General features: G+C 60.9%; 3 protein-coding genes and 1 pseudogene. All 4 read left to right on the forward strand.

Annotation, left to right across the window (positions count from 1 at the left end):
• Positions 1–215 precede the first annotated feature (215 nt).
• Entirely contained in the window at positions 216–1,511 is a 1,296-nt protein-coding gene (locus tag ACIQ47_RS15790) for an O-acetylhomoserine aminocarboxypropyltransferase (RefSeq protein WP_396438990.1), read from the forward strand.
• A 5-nt stretch (positions 1,512–1,516) separates the two neighbouring features.
• Complete coding sequence (locus ACIQ47_RS15795) at positions 1,517–1,936, forward strand: GNAT family acetyltransferase (RefSeq protein WP_396438992.1); 420 nt, start codon at positions 1,517–1,519, stop codon at positions 1,934–1,936.
• A gap of 13 nt (positions 1,937–1,949) precedes the next feature.
• On the forward strand, positions 1,950–2,768 hold the full coding sequence (locus tag ACIQ47_RS15800) for an alpha/beta fold hydrolase (RefSeq protein WP_396438991.1): 819 nt from the start codon (positions 1,950–1,952) through the stop codon (positions 2,766–2,768).
• A 40-nt stretch (positions 2,769–2,808) separates the two neighbouring features.
• A pseudogene (locus tag ACIQ47_RS15805) lies at positions 2,809–3,084 on the forward strand (cytochrome P450); the annotation flags it as partial.

Raw genomic sequence — 3,084 nt, forward strand, 5'->3', positions numbered from 1 at the left:
GTCTTTTTCGGCCATGGCATTGAGAGCGGAGGCCAACAGTTCATCGGGCTTGACCGTGAACAAGGTGCTGCCCTTGACGCGCAAAATATCATTGACTTTCATGGCATCTCTCCTGTGGTTTGTGTGTGACTGACGAAGATTCAATATAGCCCACAATGTGTGGCCTGCACAGCCTTTCGTCCACGCAGGCCTTTTTCTTTTTTCGGAGACAACCCATGGCTGGTTACAGTGATCCCGGTTTTGACACTTTGGCTTTGCATGCGGGGGCGGCCCCTGACCCGACCACGGGCGCTCGGGCAGTGCCCATCCATTTGACCACTTCGTTTGTGTTCGAGTCGAGCGACCAGGCCGCAGCCCTCTTCAACCTGGAGCGCCCAGGCCACGTCTACAGCCGCATCAGCAACCCCACCAACGCGGTGTTGGAGCAGCGCATCTCGGCTTTGGAGGGCGGCATTGGTGCCATCACCACCGCCAGCGGCCAAGCGGCTTTGCACCTGGCCATTGCCACGCTCATGGGCGCAGGCTCGCACATCGTGGCCTCTTCGGCTTTGTATGGCGGCTCACACAATCTGCTGCACTACACCCTGAGCCGGTTTGGTATCCGCACCACGTTTGTGAAACCCGGCGACCTGGACGCCTGGCGCGCCGCCGTGCAGCCCGACACCAAACTCTTTTTTGGCGAGACGGTGGGCAACCCCGGCATGGACGTGCTGGACATCGAAGCGGTGAGCGCCATCGCCCACAAGGCGGGCGTGCCGCTGCTGGTCGATTCCACCCTCACCTCGCCCTGGCTCATCAAACCTTTCGACCACGGGGCTGATCTGGTTTACCACTCGGCCACCAAATTTTTGTCGGGCCATGGCACGGTGGTGGGCGGCGTGGTGGTCGATGGCGGCAGTTTTGACTGGGACAAGTCGGGCAAGTTCGCCGAACTGAGCCAAGCCTACGAAGGCTTTCACAACATGGTGTTCAGCGAAGAAAGCACCGTGGGCGCCTTTTTGCTGCGGGCCCGGCGCGAAGGTCTGCGTGACTTTGGTGCCTGCATGAGCCCGCACACCGCTTGGCTGATTTTGCAAGGCATTGAAACCCTGCCCCTGCGCATGGCCCGCCACATGGAAAACACCGCCAAAGTGGTCGAATTTTTGGCCGCGCACCCGCTGGTCAGCCGCGTCGGCCACCCGATGCTGGAAAGCCACCCCAGTCATGCGTTGGCGCAAAAACTCTTGCCACGCGGTGCCGGCTCGGTGTTCAGCTTCGACATCAAGGGCTCTCGTGCCCAAGGCCAAAAGTTCATCGAAACCCTCAAGGTCTTCAGCCACTTGGCCAACGTGGGAGACTGCCGCAGCCTGGTGATCCACCCGGCCAGCACCACGCATTTCCGCATGAGCGATGAGGCCTTGGCCGCCAGCGGCATTGGCCCGGGCACGATCAGGCTGTCGATTGGCTTGGAAGACCCCGCCGATTTGATCGACGACCTTAAAAAAGCACTCAAAGCTGCAGAAAAAACTTGAAACCCATGCAAATACGCGCCTACCAAAAACCTGACGAAGCCGCTGTGGTGGCTTTGTGGCAAGCCTGTGATCTGACCCGCCCCTGGAACGATCCCTACAAAGACATTGCGCGCAAGCTGCAAGTGCGGCCCGACCTTTTTTTGGTGGGTGAAGTGCAAGGCCGCTTGATGGCCAGCGCCATGTTTGGCTACGAAGGCCATCGCGGCTGGGTCAACTACCTGGCCATCTCGCCAGACCACCAACGACAAGGCCACGCCAAGGCCATGATGCAGCACGGCGAAGCCCTGCTGCTGGCCTCGGGCTGTCCCAAAATCAATTTGCAAGTGCGCGCCAGCAACGCCCAAGTGCTGGCTTTTTACGAATCGCTGGGTTACCGCGACGACCAGGTCGTCAGCATGGGCAAACGCCTGATCCCGGACCATTGAACACCCCCACACCATGCACATCCAACTGCCCACACACCCGCTGTACGCCTACACCGGCGGCAAGCCCTTCAACCCCGCGCAGCCCACCGCCGTGTTCATCCACGGCGTGCTCAACGACCACAGCGTCTGGATTTTGCAAACCCGTTACATGGCGCACCACGGCTGGAACGTGCTGGCCATTGACCTGCCGGGGCACTGCAAAAGCCAAGGCACACCACCCCAAAGCGTGGAAGAAGCGGCCGACACCGTCATTGCCTTGCTCGATGCACTGAAGATCGAAAAAGCCGCGCTGATCGGCCACAGTTTTGGCTCGCTCATCGCGCTCGAAGCCACCGCCCGCGACGCGGCATTGCATCCGGGGCGCATCAGCCACCTGGTCATGGTCGGCACGGCCTACCCCATGCGCGTGTCGCCAGCCCTGCTCGATCAGTCGGTCAGCGCACCCTTCAAGGCGATTGACATGGTCAACAGCTTTTCGCATTCCACACTAGCCCCACCGCCTTCGGCCTTGGGCCCCGGCACCTGGCTGTATGGCGGCAGCAAAGCGCTCATGCGCCGCGTGCTGGCCAGCAACACACAAGTGAACCTGTTTCACACCGGCTTCAAGGCTTGTGACGACTACCGTGGTGCCGAGGCTGCCATGCCCCAAGTCACTTGCCCTGCCTTGTTTGTGCTGGGCAGCGCCGACCAGATGACGCCACCCAAGGCCGCGCAAAGCCTGATCGACTTGTGCGGACAAGCCAAAGTGGTCAAGCTGCCCGCAGGCCATTCGCTCATGACCGAAGCACCCGAAGGCGTGTTGCAGGCGCTCAAGGATTTTTTGAAACCATGAGCTGGACGGCCATTCGCGCACAAGGGTGCGTTGCTACAACATGAACACACTGACTGCCCACATCACGCCGCCCTTGTCGGCCGAGAGGGCCCAGCAAATCGCCCAATCGCTGGACCTGCGGGCTTTGCCACGCGACTTTCTGGACAACCCCTACCCGGTCTACGCCGCGCTGCGCGAGACCGAGCCCTTTAAGCGCATGCCCGATGGCTCGTATTTCCTGACGCGCCACGCCGATCTGGTGGCCGTGTACCGCGACGCCAAGGTCTTCAGCTCCGACAAACAAGTCGAGTTCGGCCCCAAATACAACCACGCTCCG

The organism is Limnohabitans sp. (assembly GCF_044373035.1).
GTDB lineage: Bacteria > Pseudomonadota > Gammaproteobacteria > Burkholderiales > Burkholderiaceae_C > Limnohabitans_A.